General features: G+C 69.0%; 15 protein-coding genes and 3 pseudogenes. 3 read left to right on the forward strand and 15 right to left on the reverse strand.

What is annotated here, in order from left to right; translation table 11 throughout:
- Positions 1 to 190 precede the first annotated feature (190 nt).
- From RNB18_RS38225 to RNB18_RS38265, 9 genes and pseudogenes are all read right to left on the reverse strand, one after another.
- Entirely contained in the window at positions 191 to 1,009 is an 819-nt protein-coding gene (locus tag RNB18_RS38225; RefSeq protein WP_266520895.1) for an SDR family NAD(P)-dependent oxidoreductase, read from the reverse strand.
- Between the two features lie 4 nt (positions 1,010 to 1,013).
- Entirely contained in the window at positions 1,014 to 2,075 is a 1,062-nt protein-coding gene (gene dmpG, locus RNB18_RS38230) for a 4-hydroxy-2-oxovalerate aldolase (protein ID WP_311718856.1), read from the reverse strand.
- A 13-nt stretch (positions 2,076 to 2,088) separates the two neighbouring features.
- Positions 2,089 to 3,005, reverse strand: a pseudogene (locus RNB18_RS38235) (acetaldehyde dehydrogenase (acetylating)).
- Between the two features lie 32 nt (positions 3,006 to 3,037).
- On the reverse strand, positions 3,038 to 3,778 hold the full coding sequence (locus tag RNB18_RS38240; RefSeq protein ID WP_311718695.1) for a 2-keto-4-pentenoate hydratase: 741 nt from the start codon (positions 3,776 to 3,778) through the stop codon (positions 3,038 to 3,040).
- Positions 3,694 to 4,233 carry an aldehyde dehydrogenase family protein gene (locus tag RNB18_RS38245; protein ID WP_311718696.1) on the reverse strand — a complete coding sequence of 180 codons (540 nt, stop codon included), beginning with the start codon at positions 4,231 to 4,233 and terminating at the stop codon, positions 3,694 to 3,696. Before RNB18_RS38245 ends, RNB18_RS38240 begins: the two co-directional genes overlap by 85 nt.
- Positions 4,234 to 4,260: 27 nt before the next feature.
- The gene (locus RNB18_RS38250) at positions 4,261 to 4,785 is read right to left on the reverse strand and encodes an MBL fold metallo-hydrolase (RefSeq protein WP_311718697.1); all 525 of its coding nucleotides are present in this window, start codon (positions 4,783 to 4,785) and stop codon (positions 4,261 to 4,263) included.
- Positions 4,786 to 4,864: 79 nt separating this feature from the next.
- Positions 4,865 to 5,020 (reverse strand): hypothetical protein, encoded by a 156-nt coding sequence (locus RNB18_RS38255; protein ID WP_311718698.1) that lies wholly within the window; start codon positions 5,018 to 5,020, stop codon positions 4,865 to 4,867.
- Entirely contained in the window at positions 5,005 to 5,766 is a 762-nt protein-coding gene (locus tag RNB18_RS38260) for a crotonase/enoyl-CoA hydratase family protein (protein WP_266520910.1), read from the reverse strand. Before RNB18_RS38260 ends, RNB18_RS38255 begins: the two co-directional genes overlap by 16 nt.
- A gap of 1,093 nt (positions 5,767 to 6,859) precedes the next feature.
- Positions 6,860 to 7,489: a TetR/AcrR family transcriptional regulator gene (locus RNB18_RS38265; RefSeq protein WP_311718699.1), complete on the reverse strand. Its 630-nt coding sequence runs from the start codon at positions 7,487 to 7,489 to the stop codon at positions 6,860 to 6,862.
- A gap of 77 nt (positions 7,490 to 7,566) precedes the next feature.
- Between RNB18_RS38265 and RNB18_RS38270 the strand changes: the two genes are divergently transcribed.
- Together RNB18_RS38270 and RNB18_RS38275 are read left to right on the forward strand one after the other, a co-directional pair.
- Positions 7,567 to 8,541, forward strand: coding sequence for an amidohydrolase family protein (locus RNB18_RS38270; RefSeq protein WP_311718700.1), 975 nt, complete (start codon positions 7,567 to 7,569; stop codon positions 8,539 to 8,541).
- 401 nt (positions 8,542 to 8,942) lie between these two features.
- Positions 8,943 to 9,335, forward strand: coding sequence for a hypothetical protein (locus tag RNB18_RS38275; protein WP_311718701.1), 393 nt, complete (start codon positions 8,943 to 8,945; stop codon positions 9,333 to 9,335).
- Here the strand turns inward: RNB18_RS38275 and RNB18_RS38280 are convergent.
- From RNB18_RS38280 to RNB18_RS38305, 5 genes and pseudogenes are all read right to left on the reverse strand, one after another.
- A complete protein-coding gene (locus RNB18_RS38280) occupies positions 9,307 to 10,137 on the reverse strand; it encodes a PhzF family phenazine biosynthesis protein (protein WP_311718703.1) in 831 nt (276 codons plus the stop codon). The genes RNB18_RS38275 and RNB18_RS38280 overlap by 29 nt on opposite strands.
- 97 nt (positions 10,138 to 10,234) lie before the next feature.
- Positions 10,235 to 10,603, reverse strand: a complete 369-nt coding sequence (locus tag RNB18_RS38285; RefSeq protein WP_311718704.1) for a RidA family protein — start codon at positions 10,601 to 10,603, stop codon at positions 10,235 to 10,237.
- Between the two features lie 232 nt (positions 10,604 to 10,835).
- Positions 10,836 to 11,822: a CaiB/BaiF CoA transferase family protein gene (locus RNB18_RS38290; RefSeq protein WP_311718705.1), complete on the reverse strand. Its 987-nt coding sequence runs from the start codon at positions 11,820 to 11,822 to the stop codon at positions 10,836 to 10,838.
- A 269-nt stretch (positions 11,823 to 12,091) separates the two neighbouring features.
- Positions 12,092 to 13,231: pseudogene (locus tag RNB18_RS38300) on the reverse strand (acyl-CoA dehydrogenase family protein).
- Positions 13,228 to 16,761, reverse strand: a complete 3,534-nt coding sequence (locus RNB18_RS38305; RefSeq protein ID WP_311718707.1) for an indolepyruvate ferredoxin oxidoreductase family protein — start codon at positions 16,759 to 16,761, stop codon at positions 13,228 to 13,230. The pseudogene RNB18_RS38300 and the gene RNB18_RS38305 overlap by 4 nt, the downstream one beginning before the upstream one ends.
- A gap of 196 nt (positions 16,762 to 16,957) precedes the next feature.
- Here RNB18_RS38305 and RNB18_RS38310 point away from each other — a divergent pair, with 196 nt between their 5' ends.
- Entirely contained in the window at positions 16,958 to 17,401 is a 444-nt protein-coding gene (locus tag RNB18_RS38310) for an Lrp/AsnC family transcriptional regulator (protein WP_266520925.1), read from the forward strand.
- Between the two features lie 328 nt (positions 17,402 to 17,729).
- On the opposite strand, the pseudogene RNB18_RS38315 reads toward RNB18_RS38310, so the two are convergent.
- Positions 17,730 to 17,963 (reverse strand): annotated as a pseudogene (locus tag RNB18_RS38315) (aminoglycoside phosphotransferase family protein); the annotation flags it as partial.
- Positions 17,964 to 18,198 lie beyond the last annotated feature (235 nt).

An 18,198-nucleotide genomic window follows, 5' to 3' on the forward strand; every position in this document is an offset into this window, starting at 1 on the left:
TAGTTGCCTCAGCCACCCAGTTGATCCTGCGGACCTTAGCCCTTCCGGATCGCCCCTGCCCACGCCCGACCGGAGCAGCCGATGACCGGGCCGTCACCTATCGGCAAATTCCAGGTTGAACCGGGCGCCGTGCGGCAATCGCGCGCGACAGTGCCCGGCGTGGTCAGCTCAAGGACGCACGGAACCCCGATCACTTCGTGAAGGCTTCCGCGCGGTCGAATCCGTGCAGCAGCCGCTCGTGCCGCTCAGTGACGGCATCCCTGAACTCGGGGTGGGTCAGGATGTACGGCTCGTCGGCGACGACCGCCTCCAGCACGCGCAGGCCCACCTCAAAGGGATCCATTCCGGCAGGATTCGCCGACTGCCCGCTCACATCCGACGGCGGGGTGTCGGAGTCCGGCAACCCCCGCACGGGGCGCGAGGTGCGCCACAGCCGCGACCGGACACCGCCGGGGCACAGAACGCTGACACCGATCTGCTCCTCGGCGAGCTCGGCACGCAGCACCTCGGAGAGCCCCACGACGGCAAACTTGGTTGCGCAGTACGGCGCCAGCGCCGCCATACCGACCAGCCCTCCCATCGAGGAGGTGGTGACGATATGGCCGCCGCCCGCCGCCCGCATGGCGTCAAGGAAGGTATGCACCCCGTTGTAGACGCCGGTCAGATTGATGCCGATCATGCGATCCCACACCGCGGGGCCTATTTCCTCGAAGCGCATGCCGAAGGTGCTCGCACCGGCGTTGTTCACCAGCAGCTGCACCGGGCCCATCTCCTCGGACACCCGGCCGGCCGCACGGGCCCACCCCTCTCGGTCCGTGACATCGAGCGGAACCGCAAGAACGTCAGCGCCGGCATCCGTCAACTGCGCTGCAGAATCCCCCAGCTCGCGTTCGTCAATGTCCGAGAGCACGATCCGCATGCCCGCCTGCGCACACGCGCGGGCAATTCCCAGTCCGATCCCACCAGCCGATCCCGTGATGAAGGCGATCTTTCCCGACAGCTCATCCATGCGCTCATCCGCTCCGTTCGTTCACGCGCCCGCTCCCACGGGTCGAGGGCCTTGCTCCAGTGAGTGTGGCGGCCCCCTCGGCGGCGAGGTTGAGCGCGATGTCGATGATCATGTCCTCCTGGCCGCCGACGAGCCGCCGTCGGCCGCATTCCATGAGGATGTCGCGGACGTCGACGCCGTATCGCGCCGCAGCGTTCTCCGCGTGCCGCAGGAACGACGAGTAGACGCCGGCGTAGCCGAGGGTTAGGGTCTCGCGGTCCACGCGCACTGGGCGGTCCTGGAGCGGGCGGACGATGTTGTCGGCGGCGTCCTGCAGCTTGAACAGGTCGCACCCGTGATTGAAGTCCGACAGGTTGGCGACCGCGACGAACGCCTCGATCGGGCAGTTGCCCGCACCGGCACCATGGCCGGCCAGGGAGGCGTCGACGCGGTGGACGCCGTTCTCGACCGCGACGACCGAGTTGGCGACCGAGAGCGAGAGGTTCTCGTGGGCGTGGATGCCGATCTCGGTGGCCGGGTCGAGGACGTCACGGTAGGCGCACACTCGGGCGGCGACGTCGTTCATGGTCAGCCGGCCGCCGGAGTCGGTGACGTAGACGCAGTGGGCGCCGTATGACTCCATGAGCTTGGCCTGCTGCGCGAGTTCCTTCGGCGGCGCCATGTGGGAGAGCATCAGGAAGCCGGAGACGTCCATGCCCATCTCGCGCGCTGCGGCGATGTGCTGGGCGGAGATGTCGGCCTCGGTGCAGTGCGTGGCGACTCGCACGGAGCGCACACCCAGGTCCCACGCCTGCTTCACCTCGCGGATGGTGCCGACGCCGGGCAGCAGCAGCGTGGTGAGCCGGGCGTTCCGGAGCACGGATGCGGCCGCCTCGATCCACTCCCAGTCGGTGTGGGAGCCGGGCCCGTAGTTCACCGACCCGCCGGCGAGGCCGTCGCCGTGGGCGACCTCGATGGCGTCGACTCCGGCCTCGTCCAGGGCGACGACGATGCGCTTGACGGCCTCGGGGGTGATCCGGTGGCGCACGGCGTGCATGCCGTCGCGCAGAGTGACGTCTGGATGAATATCCGCGTGGTGCTCACTTGGCCTCCTTGGCGGCGGCGATGCGTAGCGCGACCTGGATACCGGCGGAGGTCATGATGTCGAGGTTCCCGGCGTACGCCGGGAGGTAGTGCGCGGCGCCCTCGACCTCGAGGAACACCGACACCTGATGGGTCGGCCGCTCCGCGGGATCCGGGTGATCTGGACCTGCTGCTTGAGCCGGTAGCCCGGGACGTAGACGGCCACGTCGGCGACCATCTTCTCCACCGAGCGCAGGATCTCCTCATGCACCGCCATGTCGGGGGTGTTCACCAGGGCGAAGACGGTGTCGCGCATGATGAGCGGCGGCTCGGCGGGGTTGAGGACGATGATCGCCTTGCCTCGCTGGGCGCCGCCTACCTGGACGATGGCGGCCGAGGTGGTCTCGGTGAACTCGTCGATGTTGGCCCGGGTGCCGGGGCCGGCGCTCTTGGAGGCGATCGAGGCGACGATCTCGGCGTAGGGCACCGGGACGACGCGGCTGATGGCCGCGACGACCGGGATCGTCGCCTGGCCGCCGCAGGTCACCATGTTCACGTTCGGGGCGTCGAGGTGCGCATCGAGGTTGACCGCGGGGATGACATAGGGCCCGATGGCCGCCGGCGTCAGGTCGATGAGGCGCTTGCCGAACGGCTGGAGCCTGCGCGCGTTGTGCTCGTGCGCCTTGGCCGACGTCGCGTCGAAGACGATGTCCATCTCGTCGAACTCCGGCAGGTCGATGAGGCCGTCGACACCTTCGGGGGTCGTGGCGAAACCGAACCGCTTCGCCCGCGCGAGCCCGTCCGACTCGGGGTCGATGCCGACCATGGCACCCATCTCCAGGCGCCCACTGGTGCGCATCACCTTGATCATCAGGTCGGTGCCGATGTTGCCCGACCCGATGATGGCGACCTTCGCCTTCCCGCTCTTGCTCATCTTCTCGCTCTCGCTCGACTGCTTGGTGGACTTCACTTGCCGAAGTGAACGCAGACCCTGCCCAGCCCGGTGAGGGTGGCGGTGACGGTGGCACCTGGCTCGACCGGGCACATGGGGCCGAGGGCCCCGGACAGCACGACCTGGCCGGCTCTCAGCGGCTCACCGAACTCGCGGGCCTGCCGCGCGAGCCAGACAACGGCGTTGATCGGATCGCCCAGGCAGGCCTCGCCCGAGCCGGTGGAGACGACCTCGCCGTCGATCGTCATCTCCATGCCCACCTCCTTGGGCTCGGCCTCGGCGAGGGTCCTGCGGAGCGGACCGAGGACGTACGCGCCGGCGGAGGCGTTGTCGGCGACGGTGTCACCGAAGCTGATGTCCCAGTTCGCGACCCGGCTGCCGCAGATCTCCAGCGCCGGCACGGCGTAGTCGATCGCGGCTCTGACCTGCTCGGCGTCGAGCGGGCCGTCGGCAAGGTCGTCCTTGAGCACGAACGCGACCTCGGCCTCGACGCGCGGCTGGAGCACCGAGTCGTACGGCACGGTGTCGCCGCCGGAGTAGGCCATGTCGTCGTAGAGGATCCCGAAGTCGGGCTGGTCGACGCCGAGCTGCTGCTGGACGGCCGCGGAGGTGAGTCCGATCTTGCGGCCTACGACGGTCGCACCGGCGGCGATGCGCTCGGCTGAGAGCCTCAGCTCGGCCTCGCGGTAGAGGAGGTCCTCCACGTCGCTGCGGGTGAGCGCCGCCAGCCCGGTCTCGTCCAGGGTGAGGGGCATGGCTTGACTCCGTTCATGCGCCACTGCCACTCGCGCCAGAAGGCGCGGATCTGCTCCTCGTCGTCGTGGCGGGCGCGTCGGCCCATGCCAGCGGATCTGCTCCTCGTCGTCGTGGCGGGCGCGTCGGCCCATGCCACGGGAGATGTCGCTCCACTCGACGCCGCCGCTCCGGAAGCCCTGCTGGCAGGATTCCAGGGCTTCGAGGTCGTCAGCGAGTCGGCCAGACGCTCCAGCGCCGCGGCCCGTAGCTCGGGGAGCAGGCTGGCCCAACCGCCGGGTGCGTCCACCGCACGACGGGCGGCCGCGACAGCCCGGTCCACATCGGTTTCGGTGGCCTCGGGGACGCTGCCGATAATCCGTTCCGTCACCGGCGAGACGACCTCGATGCGACGTGACGGGATGGCCGGGGACACCCAGCCGTCGAGGAGGAGGGTGTCATGGTGCTGGCTCGTCACCGCGATGCCTTTCTGGACGGGACGGGATCAGGAGTGGGAATAGTGGCGAACGCCGCCGTCCTCGTCGACCGCACTGAGGGCGCCGCGGTCGACGAGGACGTCGAGGTGGGAGCCGATCTCGATCACGGCCAGGCCGCGGTGGACGATGTCGAGGTCGTCGAGGTGCAGCTTCCGGCGGGTCCAGGGCAGCGTCGAGGCGACCTCGCGGCCCGTGCGGGCGCCGGCGCGCACGGCGTTCAGGGTGCGCTCCAGCCGCTCGTCGTGGTGACGGAGCAGCTCCTTGACGCGGCCTTGTGTGCTGGCCAGGACCTCGCCGTGCGCGGGCAGCAGCGTCGCGTCGGGCTGGGCGAGGAGCTGCTGGAGGGAGTGCAGATAGCTCCCGAGCGGGAGCTCCTCGGGCAGGGACTCGAACCTGACGGATGGTGTGATGTGCGGGAGCGGCCGCGACCGCGAGGGAATCCTCCTCTCCTCTGCCCAGGGTGACGCTGAGGCCGAGCTCGTGCCGCAGCTGAATGGCGAGGTAGTAGTGGTCGAGGTGGGAGTGGGTGACATGGACGGCGCTGATGTCCGCGAGGCAATGGCCGATGGCTGCCAGTCCGTCGACCAGCGCTCGGTGGCACACCGGGTCCGCCTAGCCACCGTCGATGAGCACGACGCCGTCGGCGTCCTCGACGACGTAGACATTGGTGGCCCGCAGTGCGGGGTCCGGGATCGGCAGAGGCAGGCGGAAGACGCCGTCGGCGACCGGGCAGGGGCCCGACTCGGCCCAGCTCACCGGCCCTGCCACTCGGGCACGCGCTTCTCGGCGAAGGCCCGGGCGCCCTCCTTGGCGTCCTCCGAGGCGAAGACCGGCTCGACGATCTTTGCCTGACGGCCCCAGAGATCGTCGGCGGGCCAGCCACGGGACTCGGTGATGACCCGCTTGGACGCGAGGGTGGCGAGTGGGCCGTTGGCGGCGACCTTGCTCGCCAGCTCGTGGGCGGCGTCGAGGGCTCCGCCGTCCTCGGTGAGGACGTTGACCAGCCCGAGCTGGTGGGCGCGCTCCGCGTCGAGGAGATCCCCGGTGAGCGCGAGCTGCATGGCGACGTTGGCCGGGATCTTCTGTGGCAGCCGGAAGAGGCCGCCTGCTGCGGCGATGAGTCCACGTTTGACCTCGGGGATACCGAGCTTCGCCCCTCGGCCCGCGGTCACCATGTCGCAGGCGAGGACGACCTCGCAGCCCCCGGCCAGGGCGTAGCCCTCCACGGCCGCGATCAGCGGCTTGGCCGGCGGGCGTCTGGTCAGGCCCGCGAAGCCGCGGCCCGGCAGCGACGGGCGCTCGCCGCGCAGAAATCCCTTGAGGTCCATACCGGCGCAGAAGTTCCCGTCGGCGCCGGTGATGACTCCGACGGCGAGGTCGTCGCGGGCGTCGAGTTCGTCGAGCGCCTCGGCACAAGCCACCGAGACGGCCATGGTGACGGCATTGCGGGCCTCGGGGCGGTTGATGACGATCGTCATGATCCGATCGGTGATGTCGACGAGCACCTCTCTCATGCCGGAGACAGTAGGGAGGCCCCGCGCTTCCGCCGCCGGTCCGTTCCACCATCCGGCACCAGGTTCTCCCAGCCCGATCCGCCGACCGATTTCGAGCGTCGTTCCGGGCGCCGATTCGGCGGGCGGCTGGAGAGCCGGCGTCCCTCATGCGCCGCCCGGACGCAGCCCGCAGCCGCCCGGTGATCCGGGCCCCAGCCGGTATCTGCTCGATCAGCTCGGTGAACGACCATCGTGGACAGGCCGTCTCACTGCACCACCAGAGCGCTTGTGCAAGACGAACTCCAGCCCGCTCTCCGCGTAGGGCAGATCATGTGGCCGGGTGGTCATCCAGCCCTTCACCCGGGAGGCGAAGTCCGCGCAAGCCTGGCAGGCCCAGGCCGAGGCATCCGCCGTGGCCAGGTGGACCCGGCGCCCACCCTCCCCGCACCGCTCGACCCGCATGACGGACACCCGTCGAAGTCCAGCAGCAACGTCGCATCGTTGACCAAGCCCGTGGCTCCCAAACGATCATTCTGCGTAGAGAACAGAAATGATCACCCAGGACCACGGGCGTCCTGCGCCCATGGCCCACCAACAGTCCTACCCATCAAATGCCGTGACTGCCAGTCAGTGCACACGAAAGGCACACCGCTCAAGTTCGACGACCCGCCAGGGAGGCTCAGTGGGCGGGCCGGGAGGGGGGCTTTCAGGTACGAAAGGCTGCGTTGCAGATCTGAGAGCCAAGAGCGCGGCGAGCCCGGCAGCACCGGCGCCTGTCATCACGACGAGGAGCTCAGTAGTAAATGGGACCGGGAACTCCTCCGCCGACCGCGACGGCGCCGTCAGCCGTCAGCCGTCAGCCGAGGTGGAATCGCGCGAAGTCGTCAGCCGAGGGCGAGCCGCGCCGGACCGAAGAAGGCCGGCGGGCCTTCTTCCATATCGATCCCGTGGAAGCGGTGTGGGCAGACAGGTGGGCCTGATGTGGCGGACGGGCCTCGGGTTCACTCCCCACCGGACGGGGCTGGCCGGAATGCGGCCTTAGGGAGAACTCTTCGGTTCCCGTCGGTCCTGAGGAGGGGCCCCCTAGCGGTCTCCCGGCTCGCAAGACATCTGTCTATGCGTGGTCGGCGTCACTCGCGAATCCGGCCAGCACGAGCGCGATCGCGGCGTCCACCTCGGCCGTGAACATCCCGTGCGGCGCAGCCTCTTGGGGCAGCCATCGCATGACTGCGCCCTGGAAGACGTCGTAGAGCACGTCCACGGCCAGGGCGGGATCGGCAGAGGGTGTCGGTGTGTTGTCCGGCCGCTCTTGCAGGCAGTCACGCAGCCAATCACGCAGTTCCGCGGAGAGCTGCGAGCGGTGGGGTGATACGCCGTATCCGCGCAGCAGTCCGGTTGTCATCTGCCGGGTCTCGTCCCAGTTTCGCTCCGCCGTGAGGGCCAGCTCATGGAAATAGGCCCGGACTCGGTCAGCGGCAGAGGTGATGCGGTCGACGTCGCGCACCAGGGCGAAGGCCGATTCCCCGCCTCGCACTGCCCACTCAGTGGCGATGTCGGACTTCGCAGGGAAGTGATTGAACGCGGTCCGCCGTGACACCCCGGCTTCTGCCGCGATCTCGTCCATTGTGGCGGCGTCGTAGCCGCGCGAAGCGAACACCTTGATCGCTGCCGCGTAGACGCGCTCCCGGTTGGCCTGGGCATTGCGCGTCCTCCCGTCCTGCTTCTCGCCCTCCGTCTGCCTCATCTGGACATTGTTGCACTTCCGTGCAACCATCGAGTTAGTTGCACTTGAGTGCAACTAGATTCGAGGGAGAACGCATCATGGACAAGGTCAACGGTTGGGTGGACATACATGCGCATTTCACCCCACCGACCACGGCGGAGGAGCGTGAGACCCAGTGGCGACAGCTGAGGGATGCGCACCTCCTGGCGCCCGAGCCTTACCACTGGCGACCTGAGACGATGCTCGCCACGATGGATCGCCTGGGCGTCGCCGTGCAGATGCTCAGCCCGGTACCCGTCGATTCCCCACTGCCGCAGCTGCGCGCCTGGAACGACTACGGCGCCCAGCTCGTCGCCGACCACCCTGGCCGCTTCGGCCTGCTCGCCGGCCTACCCACCGACGACCCGGACGCGGCTCTGGCCGAGATCGCGCGCGGCGACACGGAAACACACCCCGACGGCTACCTGCTGACCACCCGTCGGTCAGGTGTCCCGCTCGGAGACCCGCGTCTGGCGCCGGTGTGGGAGGAGCTCGACCGGCGCTCGGCCGCCCTGTTCATCCATCCGAGCGCCGTGCCGCCTCCGTTCCGGCAAACCTCTGTCCTGGTCGAATTGCCCTTCGAGACCACCCGGACCGTCGTGGACCTCCTCTACACCGGATTCTTCCGCCGGTACCCCCGCCTCACGGTCGTCCTCGCCCACTGCGGCGGCGCCCTGCCCGCGCTCTCCGGTCGCCTCGGACTGCTCGGTGCGGAGGAGTACGTATTCAACCCACTGGGCCTGACTGCCGATGACATCCGCACCGACCTGGCGAAGCTCTACCTCGACACCGCCGCGTCCGGCACAGACGCCAACCTCGCCGCAGCAGTCACGATGGTGCCCCGCGACAATCTCGTCTACGGCGCCGACGCCGGAGTCCCCTGCTCGAACGAGAACAACATGAAGCGCAACATCGACGCGCTCCGGAACTCCCACGTCCTCACGCCGCGAGAAGTCGATGCACTCGGCCACCGCGCCTTCGACCTCTTCCCCGCAGCCGAGCAGCGCCACCGCGACGCCATCGCAGCAGCCTGACTTGAACCGCACCCGCGACCGGGAGCAGCTACGCCCTATCTGAGAGACAAACTCAAGCAGCGCAGCGCCGACGAATGGTTCGCCCTCCTCGCCACAGCCGGCCTGCCCTGCGGCCCCATCACCGCGGTCAAAGACGGTGGTGATGGGGCCGGAAGATTCGGCCTCGCCGCCGTGGTCGAGGTCGGCGAGGACACCGACATGGTCCTGTCCATCCGCCATCCGATCTCCCTCTCCGGCACCCCCAGCCGCTACTGCTGCCACCACCCACCGCACAGGCCATGGAGCCCGGACCATGCCGCCGGATCGTGCCAACCCGGCAGCCAAGGGGTCAGGAACAGGACCGGCTAGATCAGAGAGACCGTCGACGCCAAGGCCAGATTCCTCCAGGAATAGCTGGCGCAATGACGCCCGCGGACAGGGCGCAGGACGCTGCGGTCGCAGTGCCGCTGCGTGTCGTGCTCGGCACCCGGGACACCATCACCCCGCTGGCCTCGTCCGCCGAGCACTTCAACGACGTCCCGGTACCGAGGCCCGTGACCTGGATGTCGTGGAATTCCCCGCGGACCACTTCGAACTCGTCGAGCAGCACCGCGACGAGGTCGGGCGCCTGGTGGCGGAGTGGTTCGACCGGCACCTCACAGCCGGCCCGGAAAGTTCGTGATCGGCTGGTCGTCGTGATCGACGGTGCCGCGTCCGGTGCCGACCGGACAACTCATCTCTGGTGCGAACGGAACGGCCTCGGCGAGGGAGCCCTCGCCGAGGCGTTCACCGGATCTCGACACCCGTTCCGCTGATCATGATGCCGCTTCCGCTTTCGGGCGGGATGTCGATCGTGATCGTTGACGGCCGCCCCATCTCCAGACCTTGTTCGATGGTTATCCGGGCTGGCGGGGACACCAGCGACAGGGCTCTCAGGTATCCGCCGAAGGCCGCTGCGGCAGCGCCCGTCGCGGGGTCTTCGTAGAGGCCGCCCGGGGGGAAGGGGTTGCGCGAGTGGAATCGCGAGTCGGACTCGCGCCAGATGAGTTGGACCGTGGTCCAGTCGCACCTGGCCATCACCGCTCCGAGCGCGTTGAAGTCGTAGTGCAGATCGGTGAGCAACTGCCTGGCTCGCACTGCGATCACCGGGTGGAGGTTTCCGGCGCTCGCGATGCGCGGTGGGAGCGTCTCGTCGAGGTCGTCGCGGCTCCACCCGAGCGCGGCGAGAGCCTCGTCCAGGTCCGCGTCGACGAAAGACGTCACCTGCGGCGGGACACTGCGGAACATGGCGGCGAAGCCATGCCCCGACTTCACCATGTCGACGACGACCTGGCCGGCTCGTGTTTCGAGGATCAGCCGGCCTTCCCCGTGCCGTTCGGCATGGGCGACAGCGAGAGCGATCGTCGCATGGCCGCAGAAGGCGACTTCGGCGAGCGGGGAGAAGTACCTGATGCGGCGATGATGAGTTGGCCCGTCGTCGAAGAGGAAGGCGGACTCGGAGTAGCCGACCTCAGCGGCGATCGCCTGCATCGCCTCGTCGTCGAGGCCGTCCGCCGTGAGAACGACTCCGGCCGGGTTTCCGCCGTCGGCACCGTTCGTGAACGATGCGTACCGCAAGACATCGACAGGGTTCTGGCGAGCAGTCACAGTGATCCGATCGTTGAGAGGTTGTGGTTCGTCAGTTGCACGGCCCCGTGCTTGGGATGGGCGTGCTTCAGGACCGGACGGCAATCGCTTGCATCTCGATCTTGATGCCCGGGATGGCGAATGAGGTGACGACCGTCGTTCGGGCGGGACCGGGAACCGGCCAGACCGCGGTGTACACCTCGTTCCATTCGTTGTGGTCTTCGGCTCGTCCGATGTACGCCTCGACCCGAAGGACGGAGGCGGCGGAACCGCCCGCCTCGGTCACGAAGGACAGCAGCTGCGCAAGCGCCGCCTGTGCCTGGTCGCGGAAGGACGGAGGCGGCACGTCCTGGAAGATGGCCGGGTCAACAATCCCGGAGGTGACGATGAGGTCCCCGGCACGTACGGCACCCGGGAGGTGCGGTGCCTGTCCGGTGATGTGAGTCAGGTCAGCCATGCTGAATGATCTCCGTTCGTCGTTGCAGTGGTCAGTAGGTCAGAACGCGAGGTCGGTGTGGTGTGGCCAGCCCTTCGGCGCCCCACTTTTCGCGCATCGCGTGCGTCAGCGGCCGTTGGTGCCGCTATTCGTTGTGGCGGTGTCCTTCGGTACGGCGGGCCTGCCTCACGGTGGTGCGCGAGAATCTGGGCGCGGGCGCGGGGCTGTGGCCCCCGCTCTGTGGCAGATGCACCTAGCGCGCACGAAGATGGGGGTCGGCCACCGCTTCGCTCCAGGTGAGCACGGGAACAGCGCATGCGTCTGTTCCCTCGAACACCGCGTCCCACTCGCCACGGGTACGTGAGCGGAACCGGGCGGTGAACGCACTGCGCATGCTGGGCCAGCCGACGCGGTCGTACTGGCGGCCGGCCCAGTGGGGCAGGTCCAGCAGCCTGACCAACTCGGCGTAGAACTGGGGTTCCAGCGCGCCGACGCTGTACCAGCGGTCGTCCAGCGTCTGGTAGACGCTGTAGAACGGCGCGCCGCCGTCGAGGAGGTTCGTGCCCGCTTCGTCGCTCCAGCTGTTTTCCCTGCGCTTCTCCCAGATCATGGCGGCGAGATGGGTGACGCCGTCCACGATGGCCGCGTCCACGACCTGGCCCTCGCCGGTGGCACGGGCGTGGTGAAGGGCGGCCAGGACGCCGACGAGGAGGTAGAGGGAGCCTCCGCCGAAGTCGCCGAGCAGGTTGAGCGGAATCTGCGGCGGCCCTCCCGGGCTGCCGATCGCCGCCAGTGTCCCGGTGAGGGCGATGTAGTTGATGTCGTGGCCGGCGGTCGAGGCGCGCGGGCCGGATTGTCCCCATCCGGTCATGCGGCCGTAAACGATGCGCGGATTGCGGCAAAGGACCGCGTCCGGTCCCAGGCCGAGCCGCTCCATCACACCGGGCCGGTAGCCCTCGAGGAGGATGTCCGCCCGCTCGGCCATCCGCAAGACCGCCTCGGCGCCTTGTGAGTCCTTCAGGTCCACAACGATCGAACTCCGACCTCGGTCGAGCCCGTCGGTGACCGGGGAGGGCCGAGGCCGCTCCACCCGCACGACATCGGCGCCGAGTTCCGCGAGGAACATCGCTGCCATCGGAGCGGGTCCGAGTCCTGCCAGTTCGACGACGCGTACACCGGCCAGCGGACCGCCAGATGGCTGCGGGGCGTCTGTCTCGAACAGGGCGTTGCTTACGGGCATATCGGTTTCCTCGACATGGTGGGAGGTGCGGTCATGCAGAGCCGTTGCAGGTCGCGCCAGGCGATCGGGCGGAGCCAGCCGTGGACGTCCGGCGCGGCACCGGTCCGCAGATCGAGCAGCGCCTGCCGCAGCGCCATGGAGACGGGGCCGGCGGCGCCATTGCCGATCGTCCATGATCCGTCGGTGGACCTGACCTCACCGACTGGGATGATGATTGCTGCGGTGCCGCACGCGAAGACCTCGGAGGCCGAGCCGTCTTCGTTACCACGTCAGCGCGCGAGCATGCGACTGATGACGAGTCGCTGGATCTGGTTGGTGCCCTCGAAAATCTGCATGATCTTGGCCTCCCGCATATAGCGCTCGACGGGGTAGTCCTGTGTGTAGCCGGCTCCGCCGAGGACCTGGACGGCGTCGGTGGTGACCTTCATGGCGGCGTCGGTTGCCACGAGCTTGGCGACCGACGCCTGGCGGCTGTACGGTCGTCCGCTGTCGCGGCGACGGGCGGCATCGAGGTAGGTGGCACGTGCCGAGTCGACCGCCGCGGCCATATCCGCCAGCAGGAACCCGAGTCCTTGGTGATCGATGATCCGGCGGCCGAACGTAGTGCGCTCGTTGGCGTACTCGACGGCGGTGTCGAGGGCGGCCTGCCCCAGCCCCGTGGCACACGCAGCGATGCCGAGGCGGCCGGAGTCCAGGGCGCTGAAGGCGATGCCCAGGCCCTGGCCCTCGGCACCGATCAACCGTTCGGCTTCCAGCTCTGCGCCGTCCCAGTAGGCGGTGGTGGTCGGGATGGCGTGCAGGCCCATCTTCTGCTCGGGAGGGCCGAAGGCGAGCCGGTCGTGGCTGCCAGGGGCGAGGAATCAGGAGATGCCCTGCGGGCCGACCCCGGTGCGCGCGAACAGCGCGTAGAAGCCGGCTCTACCGCCGTGTGTGATCCACGACTTGGTACCGGAGATGGTGTAACCGTTGGTGAACTTGACGGCTTGGCAGGTCAGCGCGGCGGCATCGGAGCCGGCGTGCGGTTCCGACAGGCTGTAGCCGCCGATGAGGCGGCCGTCGAGCATCTGTGGCAGCCACCGTTCACGTTGCTCGGCGGTGCCGTAGCGGTCGAGGGGGAAGCAGGCGAGGGTGTGGACGCTGGTGGCGACGGCCACCGCGGCCCAGCGTGCGGCGAGTTCCTCCAGGACCTGGAGATACACCTCGTACGGCTGACCACCGCCCCCGAACTCCTCGGAGTAGGGCAGGCCGAGCAGACCCGCGTCGGCCAGGACCTTGAACACCCCTTCCGGATACGTCTCGTCCCGCTCGTGTCGGTCGACGTGGGTTGCGAGGTGCCGGTCCGCGATGGCCCGGGTCAGGTCCAGCAGGTCCTCGGCTTCCCGGCTGGGCAGGATCCGGTCGGGGGTCACGACGTCGCTCCCTGGATGGTGTGCGGCTGGGCGGTTGCTCTGTTGCCCGGCCCGACCGGGCTGCGTCCCGAGACGAGGGCTTCCCATGCGGCTCGGGCCTCGGCGCGGTACCGGACGGCGCCGGCGAGTTTGATGTCCTCGTAGCCGCGTACGAGGCCGGGCAGTGCCGCGAGCGCGGCAACCTCTTCGCTGTTCTCCGGTGTGAGGTGGGCGAGCGCTGTGCGCATGAGGTCGCGGTACTCGACGATGAGTTGCCGTTCGACGCGGCGCACCGCGGCGTAGCCGAAGACGTCGAAGGGGGTGCCACGCAGCCCTCGGGTCGCGTGCAACGCGCGGAAGACCAGAGTGGCGGTGCGGCGCAGCCGGATCTTGCGCTTGACGCCGAGGGCGCGCAGGACCGGCGGGTGCAGCAGGACGGACACGCGCGCATCAGGGCCGAACTCCCGGTCACGCCGGGACTTTTCCGCGCGGTCCAGGTGGAGTCGCGCCACCTCGTACTCGTCCTTGTAGGCCATCAGTTTGTGCAGGTTCTCGGCGTAGGCCACAGCGATCGGGGCGGCGGCGGCGCCGGCCCTCGCAGTGGCCTCCGTGCTGACATACCGCACGTCCTCGGCGTACGTGTGGGCGTAACCGGCGTTCTGGAACAACGTCAGGTCCGCGATGCGCGTGGCCAGCATCTGGCGCAGTTTCCCGTCGTCGGGGGTCGCGTGCGCGGCGAGCGCGGCGGACGCCTCGTCCACCGCCACCACCGCCACGGCCGGAGGGACGACCGCCGCGAGAGTCGCCTTCCTGTCGACGACCGCGGCCCGACCCCAGCGGAACGCCATGAGGTTCGTCTCCACCGCGGCGCCGTTGAGCCGGATGGCCTGCTCCACTGCCCCGGCGCTGACCGTGAGGCAGCCGTGCTGGAAAGCGGCGCCCACCAGGACCATGTTGGCCGGCATGTGGTCGCCGAACAGGGCCTCGGACAAGGCGAGCGCGTCGAGGTACACATTGGGGCCGCTGGTCGCCTCCTCGATACGGGTCACCGCGTCGTCGGGGGACCCGGGTACCGCGAGCTGGTTGGTGACCATGGCGGCACTCGGGACGAGCGCGGTGTTGACGACGGCAACGCATCGGCTCGGGTGTGCTGTCGCCAGATGGTTCTCCGTGGCCACTCCGAGCAGGTCGAAGCCGATCAGGACGTCGGCGGTGGCCCGGGAGGCGCGTACGGCGCCGGAGATTGGACTCCTGGAGATGCGCAGGTCACTGACCACGGGCCCGCCTTTCTGCGCCAACCCGATCTGCTCCAGGCCGGCGGAGTACCTGTTGTCGAGGTGCGCGGCCATCTGCAGGATCTGCGAGACGGTCACGACACCTGTGCCGCCGATGCCCGGCATGCGCAGCAGTACCTCGTCCTCATCCGCGAAGCGAGGGGCTGGCTCGACGAGTTCGACGGGCAGTGCAGGGGGTTCGAGCCGGCGCGTGCGCTTCGGCTCGATCAGCAGGAAGGACGGGCAGTCCCCCTTCAGACAGCTGAAGTCGGAGTTGCAAGAGGACTGGTGGATGCGCGTCTTGCGGCCGAACTCGGTGGAGACCGGCTGCACGGACAGGCACGTCGACTTGTCACCGCAGTCGCCGCAACCCTCGCAGACGCGCTCGTTGACGACGACCCGCTCGGTCGGGATCGGCAGCTTGCCGCGCTTGCGCAGCCGACGTTCCTCTGCCGCGCAGCGATCGTCGTGGATCAGTACGGTGACGCCGTCCACCGCACTGAGTTCGGCCTCCACGACGGGCAGTTCGTCGCGGTGCCGGACGGAGGCGATCGGGTCGAGCCGCAGCCCTCGGTACGCACCGGTGTCATCCGTCGTGATGACGACCCGGCGTACGCCTTCGAGGGCGAGCCAGCGGGTGAGCACCGGAACGTCGAGCCGTCCCTCGGCGCGCTGGCCACCGGTCATGGCGACCGCGTCGTTGTACAGCAGTTTGTACGTCATGGTCACCCCGGCGGCCACCGCGGCCCTGACAGCCAGCGAGCCGGAGTGGTGGAACGTTCCGTCACCGAGGTTCTGTACAAAGTGCCGGTCGGAGGTGAACGGCGCCAGCCCGATCCACTGTGCGCCCTCGCCGCCCATCTGCGTCAGGCCGATCTGCCTGCCGCGCCCCTTCCCCTCCAGAGCGATCATCGCGTGGCAGCCGATGCCCACGCCGACCAGCGTGTCGTCAGAGGTGCGGGTGGAGATGTTGTGCGGGCATCCCGAGCAGAAGAACGGCGTGCGTGCCGCCACCAGGGGAAGCGCGAGCCGGGACGGCCGACGCGGCGCGAGCGCCTTCAGGTGCACGGCGGCGGCTCGCGGCATGCGGTCCCCGCCCACATGGGCGGCCACCGCTCGCGCCACCTCCTCGGCCCCCAGGGCGCCGCGCGCGGTCAGCAGCGGTCGCCCGGTTTCGTCGAAGCGCCCCACGACGACCGGGGCCCCGGACCGCCCGTACAGCGCTTCCTTGAGTCGGCCCTCGATGAACGGGATCTTGTCCTCGACCACCAGGACTTCCTTCAGGCCCTCGGTGAGCGCCGCCAGATCGGCCGCGTCCAGCGGGAACGGCATGCCGATCCTGATCAGCCGCAGGCCCAGGTGCTCCATCTCCGGCTCGCCGATCCCCAGGTCGCGCAGGGCCCGCACGGTGATGGCGTACTGCATCCCCGAGGCGAGGATGCCGTGTGTGGCGTGGGCCGCGTCGAAGGTGACCCTGTTGAGGCGGGCCGAGCGAGCGTACTCGCGGGCCAGGCCGAGCCGACGGGTCAGCATGTCGTGTTCGGCGTCGACGGCCTTGGGCCCCACGAGCGCGCCGCCGATGGTGCGCGTGCCCGCCGCCGGCTCGGGGATCTGTCCCACCAGCCCCGCGACGTCCACCGTGGCAGAGGCGTCGGCGAGGTCGGCGACGATCTTCAAGCCGGTCCACAGTCCGCTGGTCCGTGACATCGCCACGGCGTGCAGGCCGTAGGCCACGATGTCCGCCACGGAGCCCGGGGCGAGCAGCGGCATCGACAGGCTCTGTGCCATCGGCTCGCAGGAACTCGGCACCGTCGAGGATTTGCTCGCCGGATCGTCACCGATCCAGGCGACGGCGCCGCCGAGCGGGCTGGTCCCGGCCAGCGTGCCATGCCGGATCGCGTCCGCGGCCCGGTCCAGTCCGGGGTTCTTGCCGTACCAGAAACCCGTGACGCCTTCATGCCGACGGCCCGGCAACTGATCGAGGAGTTGCGTCCCGGCCACGGCGGTGGCGGCGAGCTCCTCGTTCAACCCTGGCTGGAAGACCACACCCGCAGGCTTGAGATACCGGGCCGCGCGGTTCATCTCCAGATCGAGCGTGCCGAGCGGCGATCCCTGATACCCCGAGACGAACACACGGGTGTCGAGTCCGCGGGCGGCGTCCAGACGCCTCTGCTCCAGGGCGAGCCGTACCAGCGCATGGACTCCGGACATCATCACAAGGCCGTCCGTGGCCGTGTACCTGTCGTCCAGGGACACGGGAGTGGGTTCGATACGCAACGGAACCTCCCTCATCAGAGGCGCGAAGGACCGGTCACGCGACGAGACGACCGGGGAACGCGCCCAGCACACCAAGATCGCGTCAGTCGACGCAAGTACCTGTAGACAGATCGATGGCAATACGCAAATAGTTGGCGCAAGAGCCGCTCTAGGCGCTGATAAGTTGCGGCATGGTGGGTGAACCGGAGGGTGTCCAATGGCAGCGGAAATCGACGAAACCGACAGACTGCTGCTCCGCCTGCTGCGCGCGGACGGCCGCCGGACGTACTCCGAGATGGCCCCGGAGGTGGGGTTGTCGGTCGCCGCTGTGAAGCGCCGGGTCGATCGGCTCCGCGACATCGGGATCATCACCGGATTCACCGTGCAGGTCGACTACGCCCGGCTGGGGTGGGGCATCGAGGCATTCATCGAGCTGTCCTTCCTCGGAAGCACAACTGTTGACGCGATGGTGGACAGCGCCAGCGCGATGCCCGAGGTCCAGGCCGTGCACACGATCGCCGGCGACCCCGACGCCCTCGTCCTGCTGCGAGTCCGTGACATCGCACACCTTCAGCAGGTGATCGACGCCTTCCGCCGTGGTGGAAAGGTCACAAGCACCAAGACCCTGATGGTCCTGGGGTCATGGTCTCGGGACTCCTGAACCATCCACGGTGAAAGCGGTGCAGTGACCGATCATCTTGTTGCGGGCGACTTCCAAGGTCGCGAACAGGATGGTGGTGCCGGCGCGGACGTGGCCGTCCAGGTTCCCACCCACCGCACGCACCGCGCGGTGTGTGCGGTGGGCCCGGATCTCGCGCCACCTCAGCGACCGGCTCATCGGACCCCCTCATATGCGCGCGGCGCCCTCACCTGGCCTTCGCCGCAGGTCAGTTCAGCGTGCTCAGAGGGTAGGCGCACAGATCGCCTGCTCGACGCGTCAGAACGCACTCACAGCAGTGGGGCCCGCGCAGCCTCACATCCGGGCTCCGCACGTCGACCTCACAGCCCGGCGCGGTCGGGTCGAAACCATGCTCGACCAGCCAGCGAACCCCCAGCAGGCTTCGCAACGACCACCACGCGCGGATCACATCAGGGCCGACGTCGGCTCCGTAGCCGGTGACGACATCGCCGAGGTGCTCCTCGTGTCCGAGCGTCAAGGTGGCGAGGTCGAACAGGGCAGCACCCTGGCCCGCTTCGGACCAGTCGATGATGCCGGTGCCGTCCGGCCGGACCTTGCTGACGCGGTCGGCAAGCGGGAGGGTGCCGCCGTTCGGGGCCCGCAGCGTGGAGCCGAGGTCGGCGCCGTGATGTCGAACGGCCGCGCTCCAACGTACCGGCGGCCGCCAGGCGTTCGGCATCGGCGGGAATCAGGTCCTCTCCGGGCAGTACGGATACGGCGGGAGCCGCGCCGCCCGGACGGGGCGCGGGGGATCCGGTCACCGGTGGTGAGGGCGACCG

It is taken from the genome of Streptomyces doebereineriae, assembly GCF_031845645.1.
GTDB lineage: Bacteria > Actinomycetota > Actinomycetes > Streptomycetales > Streptomycetaceae > Streptomyces > Streptomyces canus.

Excerpts from the sequence above, each read along its gene's own strand:
- RNB18_RS38225 (WP_266520895.1), bottom strand. The coding sequence starts at position 1,009 with ATGGATGAGCTGTCGGGAAAGATCGCCTTCATCACGGGATCGGCTGGT.
- RNB18_RS38240 (WP_311718695.1), bottom strand. The coding sequence starts at position 3,778 with ATGCCCCTCACCCTGGACGAGACCGGGCTGGCGGCGCTCACCCGCAGC.
- RNB18_RS38250 (WP_311718697.1), bottom strand. The coding sequence starts at position 4,785 with ATGTCACCCACTCCCACCTCGACCACTACTACCTCGCCATTCAGCTGC.
- RNB18_RS38260 (WP_266520910.1), bottom strand. The coding sequence starts at position 5,766 with ATGAGAGAGGTGCTCGTCGACATCACCGATCGGATCATGACGATCGTC.
- RNB18_RS38265 (WP_311718699.1), bottom strand. The coding sequence starts at position 7,489 with ATGAGGCAGACGGAGGGCGAGAAGCAGGACGGGAGGACGCGCAATGCC.
- RNB18_RS38270 (WP_311718700.1), top strand. The coding sequence starts at position 7,567 with ATGGACAAGGTCAACGGTTGGGTGGACATACATGCGCATTTCACCCCA.
- RNB18_RS38275 (WP_311718701.1), top strand. The coding sequence starts at position 8,943 with ATGACGCCCGCGGACAGGGCGCAGGACGCTGCGGTCGCAGTGCCGCTG.
- RNB18_RS38285 (WP_311718704.1), bottom strand. The coding sequence starts at position 10,603 with ATGGCTGACCTGACTCACATCACCGGACAGGCACCGCACCTCCCGGGT.
- RNB18_RS38290 (WP_311718705.1), bottom strand. The coding sequence starts at position 11,822 with ATGCCCGTAAGCAACGCCCTGTTCGAGACAGACGCCCCGCAGCCATCT.
- RNB18_RS38310 (WP_266520925.1), top strand. The coding sequence starts at position 16,958 with ATGGCAGCGGAAATCGACGAAACCGACAGACTGCTGCTCCGCCTGCTG.